Origin of the sequence: Lysobacter spongiicola DSM 21749 (genome assembly GCF_900167055.1) — a bacterium.
GTDB classification, from domain to species: domain Bacteria; phylum Pseudomonadota; class Gammaproteobacteria; order Xanthomonadales; family Xanthomonadaceae; genus Novilysobacter; species Novilysobacter spongiicola.
In genome coordinates this window covers 1-5,394 of sequence record NZ_FUXP01000024.1, presented here as the reverse complement: position 1 = coordinate 5,394, position 5,394 = coordinate 1, and the positions used below count along the sequence as shown (strand labels likewise).

General features: G+C 55.4%; 2 tRNA genes and 2 rRNA genes. All 4 read left to right on the top strand.

Features of this window, described 5'->3' with window-relative positions:
* The first annotated feature begins 288 nt into the window (after positions 1-288).
* The 4 genes from B5D37_RS14485 to B5D37_RS14470 all read left to right on the top strand — a co-directional run bounded on the left by B5D37_RS14485 (position 289) and on the right by B5D37_RS14470 (position 5,343).
* Positions 289-1,833: ribosomal RNA gene (locus B5D37_RS14485) — 16S ribosomal RNA — on the top strand.
* 131 nt (positions 1,834-1,964) lie between these two features.
* A tRNA-Ala gene (locus B5D37_RS14480) sits at positions 1,965-2,040 on the top strand.
* 23 nt (positions 2,041-2,063) lie between these two features.
* Positions 2,064-2,140, top strand: a tRNA-Ile gene (locus tag B5D37_RS14475).
* Positions 2,141-2,465: 325 nt separating this feature from the next.
* Positions 2,466-5,343: ribosomal RNA gene (locus B5D37_RS14470) — 23S ribosomal RNA — on the top strand.
* Together the 16S and 23S rRNA genes with 2 tRNA genes alongside form the textbook arrangement of a ribosomal RNA operon.
* Positions 5,344-5,394: the final 51 nt, after the last annotated feature.

Below are 5,394 nucleotides of genomic sequence, written 5' to 3'. Positions count from 1 at the left end.
GTTGAGGTGTTGACGGCCACGAAATCTGCTGTATGATGTGCGGCTCACTCGGGCACTTCGGTGACGGGTACGGGATCAGGCGCTGAGGCCGGTTCCAAGGATCTTTGACAGTGTGCGCAGGTGACTTGTGCGGACGTCTGGCGGGTGGATGGTTGTCCATCGCAGATGTTCGACACAGTCCAAATGAATCAAGAACAAGCATCGCAAGATGCGCGTGAAGAGTAATTTGGGCTGGGACGACACTGCACTCAAAGCATTGGCGAGGACTTCGGTCCGAGCCGGAAACTTCAAGTGAAGAGTTTGATCCTGGCTCAGAGTGAACGCTGGCGGCAGGCCTAACACATGCAAGTCGAACGGCAGCACAGGGGAGCTTGCTCCCTGGGTGGCGAGTGGCGGACGGGTGAGGAATACGTCGGAATCTGCCTTTTCGTGGGGGATAACGTAGGGAAACTTACGCTAATACCGCATACGACCTACGGGTGAAAGCCGGGGACCTTCGGGCCTGGCGCGGAAAGATGAGCCGACGTCGGATTAGCTAGTTGGAGGGGTAATGGCCCACCAAGGCGACGATCCGTAGCTGGTCTGAGAGGATGATCAGCCACACTGGAACTGAGACACGGTCCAGACTCCTACGGGAGGCAGCAGTGGGGAATATTGGACAATGGGCGCAAGCCTGATCCAGCCATGCCGCGTGTGTGAAGAAGGCCTTCGGGTTGTAAAGCACTTTTGTACGGGAAGAAAAGCTTCCGGTTAATACCCGGGAGTCATGACGGTACCGTAAGAATAAGCACCGGCTAACTTCGTGCCAGCAGCCGCGGTAATACGAAGGGTGCAAGCGTTACTCGGAATTACTGGGCGTAAAGCGTGCGTAGGTGGTTTGTTAAGTCTGATGTGAAAGCCCTGGGCTCAACCTGGGAATTGCATTGGATACTGGCAGTCTAGAGTGCGGTAGAGGGTAGCGGAATTCCCGGTGTAGCAGTGAAATGCGTAGATATCGGGAGGAACATCCGTGGCGAAGGCGGCTACCTGGACCAGCACTGACACTGAGGCACGAAAGCGTGGGGAGCAAACAGGATTAGATACCCTGGTAGTCCACGCCCTAAACGATGCGAACTGGATGTTGGGGACACTTAGGTCCTCAGTATCGAAGCTAACGCGTTAAGTTCGCCGCCTGGGAAGTACGGTCGCAAGACTGAAACTCAAAGGAATTGACGGGGGCCCGCACAAGCGGTGGAGTATGTGGTTTAATTCGATGCAACGCGAAGAACCTTACCTGGCCTTGACATGTCCGGAACCCTTGAGAGATCGAGGGGTGCCTTCGGGAACCGGAACACAGGTGCTGCATGGCTGTCGTCAGCTCGTGTCGTGAGATGTTGGGTTAAGTCCCGCAACGAGCGCAACCCTTGTCCTTAGTTGCCAGCACGTAATGGTGGGAACTCTAAGGAGACCGCCGGTGACAAACCGGAGGAAGGTGGGGATGACGTCAAGTCATCATGGCCCTTACGGCCAGGGCTACACACGTACTACAATGGTGGGGACAGAGGGCTGCAAACCCGCGAGGGCAAGCCAATCCCAGAAACCCCATCTCAGTCCGGATTGGAGTCTGCAACTCGACTCCATGAAGTCGGAATCGCTAGTAATCGCAGATCAGCATTGCTGCGGTGAATACGTTCCCGGGCCTTGTACACACCGCCCGTCACACCATGGGAGTGGGTTGCTCCAGAAGTAGCTAGTCTAACCTTCGGGGGGACGGTTACCACGGAGTGATTCATGACTGGGGTGAAGTCGTAACAAGGTAGCCGTATCGGAAGGTGCGGCTGGATCACCTCCTTTAGAGACTAAAGACGGCTAATTGCCAGTCAGGCGTCCGCACAAGTGACCTGCATTCAGAGTTCCGGTTGGCCGAGAGGCCGATGCGGGAGCGTCCTGTTTTGGCGATGCCGCTGGCATGGCCGAAGAAGCACGGGGCTTTAGCTCAGCTGGGAGAGCACCTGCTTTGCAAGCAGGGGGTCGTCGGTTCGATCCCGACAAGCTCCACCATACCAGCCAGGGCAAGACACATTGGGTCTGTAGCTCAGGTGGTTAGAGCGCACCCCTGATAAGGGTGAGGCCGGTGGTTCGAGTCCTCCCAGACCCACCACTTTCGCGTGGCTCGGCGTTGCGAAAAGGCTCATTGGCTCATGCCAACATCACCTTTCCGCGCCTTGATCCACACGAAAGCCGCGGCAAAACCGCAGCACGGCTCCCGACGAACTTCTGAATGATTCTGCGCACACTCAAGATTTGAAGCTTGCGGGCATTGTGGCCCGTGGGTGTTCTTTGAAAACTGGGACGTAGCGAGCGTTTTGAGACGGAATGTCCATGACGTGTCGTAGAGGCTAAGGCGGGGACTGCGAGTCCCTAATATTTGAAGTGAGACGTTGTGTTCACGCAACGTATGACTCTGAGGCGACTTGGGGTTATATGGTCAAGTGAATAAGCGCACACGGTGGATGCCTTGGCGGTCAGAGGCGATGAAGGACGTGGCAGCCTGCGAAAAGCGTGGGGGAGCTGGCAACAAGCATTGATCCCGCGATGTCCGAATGGGGAAACCCACTGCGCGAGCAGTATTGCATGGTGAATACATAGCCATGCAAGGCGAACCCGGTGAACTGAAATATCTAAGTAACCGGAGGAAAAGAAATCAACCGAGATTCCCTGAGTAGTGACGAGCGAACGGGGAACAGCCCTTAAGCTGGTTGGGATCTAGCAAAACAACCTGGAAAGGTTGGCCATAGACGGTGACAGCCCGGTATGCGAAAGATCCCTTTCAGTGAAATCGAGTAGGGCGGGGCACGAGAAACCCTGTCTGAACATGGGGGGACCATCCTCCAAGGCTAAATACTCCTGACCGACCGATAGTGAACCAGTACCGTGAGGGAAAGGCGAAAAGAACCCTGGTGAAGGGAGTGAAATAGACCCTGAAACCGTGTGCGTACAAGCAGTAGGAGCTCTTCGGAGTGACTGCGTACCTTTTGTATAATGGGTCAGCGACTTACTGTTCGTGGCAAGCTTAACCGTATAGGGGAGGCGAAGGGAAACCGAGTCTGATAAGGGCGCATAGTCGCGGGCAGTAGACCCGAAACCGGGTGATCTAGTCATGCCCAGGGTGAAGGTCAGGTAACACTGACTGGAGGCCCGAACCCACTCCCGTTGCAAAGGTAGGGGATGAGGTGTGATTAGGAGTGAAAAGCTAATCGAACCCGGAGATAGCTGGTTCTCCTCGAAAGCTATTTAGGTAGCGCCTCGGACGAATACTGCTGGGGGTAGAGCACTGTTATGGCTAGGGGGTCATTGCGACTTACCAAACCATGGCAAACTCCGAATACCAGCACGTACTATCCGGGAGACACACGGCGGGTGCTAACGTCCGTCGTGAAAAGGGAAACAACCCAGACCCACAGCTAAGGTCCCAAATCAGTGCTGAGTGGAAAACGATGTGGAAAGGCACAGACAGCCAGGAGGTTGGCTTAGAAGCAGCCACCCTTTAAAGAAAGCGTAATAGCTCACTGGTCGAGTCGGTCTGCGCGGAAGATTTAACGGGGCTAAGTACTGAACCGAAGCTTGGGGTGCATACTTTGTATGCGCGGTAGAGGAGCGTTCCGTAAGCCGTTGAAGGTGGATTGAGAAGTCTGCTGGAGGTATCGGAAGTGCGAATGCTGACATGAGTAACGATAATGCGGGTGAAAAGCCCGCACGCCGAAAGCCCAAGGTTTCCTTGCGCAACGTTAATCGACGCAGGGTGAGTCGGCCCCTAAGGCGAGGCAGAAATGCGTAGTCGATGGGAAGCTGGTTAATATTCCAGCACCTCGCGTAAGTGCGATGGAGGGACGGAGAAGGTTAGGTCTACCGGGCGTTGGTTGTCCCGGGGAAAGCAGGTAGGTGGGGATCTTAGGCAAATCCGGGATCCCATCAACACCGAGCAGCGAGACGAGTCCATTAGGACGAAGTGACTGATACCACGCTTCCAGGAAAAGCTCCTAAGCTTCAGCTTACGCAGACCGTACCGTAAACCGACACAGGTGGGCAGGATGAGAATTCTCAGGCGCTTGAGAGAACTCGGGTGAAGGAACTAGGCAACATGGCACCGTAACTTCGGGAGAAGGTGCACCCCTGATGGTGGCCCATGCGGGCTATAGCTGTCGGGGGTCGCAGTGACCAGGCCGCTGCGACTGTTTATCAAAAACACAGCACTCTGCAAACACGAAAGTGGACGTATAGGGTGTGACGCCTGCCCGGTGCCGGAAGGTTAATTGATGGGGTCAGCCGCAAGGCGAAGCTCTTGATCGAAGCCCCGGTAAACGGCGGCCGTAACTATAACGGTCCTAAGGTAGCGAAATTCCTTGTCGGGTAAGTTCCGACCTGCACGAATGGCGTAACGACAGCGGCGCTGTCTCCACCCGAGACTCAGTGAAATTGAAATCGCTGTGAAGATGCAGCGTTCCCGTGGCAAGACGGAAAGACCCCGTGAACCTTTACTATAGCTTTACACTGAACGTTGAGTTCGTCTGTGTAGGATAGGTGGGAGGCTTTGAAACCCAGGCGCCAGCTTGGGTGGAGCCATCCTTGAAATACCACCCTGTCGTGCTTGACGTTCTAACCTGGGCCCGTAATCCGGGTCGGGGACCGTGTATGGTGGGTAGTTTGACTGGGGCGGTCTCCTCCCAAAGAGTAACGGAGGAGCACGAAGGTACGCTCAGCGCGGTCGGACATCGCGCACTGTGTGCAAAGGCATAAGCGTGCTTGACTGCAAGATCGACGGATCAAGCAGGTACGAAAGTAGGTCTTAGTGATCCGGTGGTTCTGTATGGAAGGGCCATCGCTCAACGGATAAAAGGTACTCCGGGGATAACAGGCTGATACCGCCCAAGAGTTCATATCGACGGCGGTGTTTGGCACCTCGATGTCGGCTCATCACATCCTGGGGCTGTAGTCGGTCCCAAGGGTATGGCTGTTCGCCATTTAAAGTGGTACGCGAGCTGGGTTCAGAACGTCGTGAGACAGTTCGGTCCCTATCTGCCATGGGCGTTGGAGATTTGAGAGGGGCTGCTCCTAGTACGAGAGGACCGGAGTGGACGAACCTCTGGTGTTCCGGTTGTCACGCCAGTGGCATTGCCGGGTAGCTATGTTCGGAAGCGATAACCGCTGAAAGCATCTAAGCGGGAAGCGCGCCTCAAGATGAGATCTCCCGGGAGCTTGACTCCCCTGAAGGAACCATCAAGACCAGGTGGTTGATAGGCTGGGTGTGTAAGCGCAGCAATGCGTTGAGCTAACCAGTACTAATGATCCGTGTGGCTTGACCATATAACCTCAAGTGGCCTTGGACTCGACGATACGTCGACGACATTCCAGACC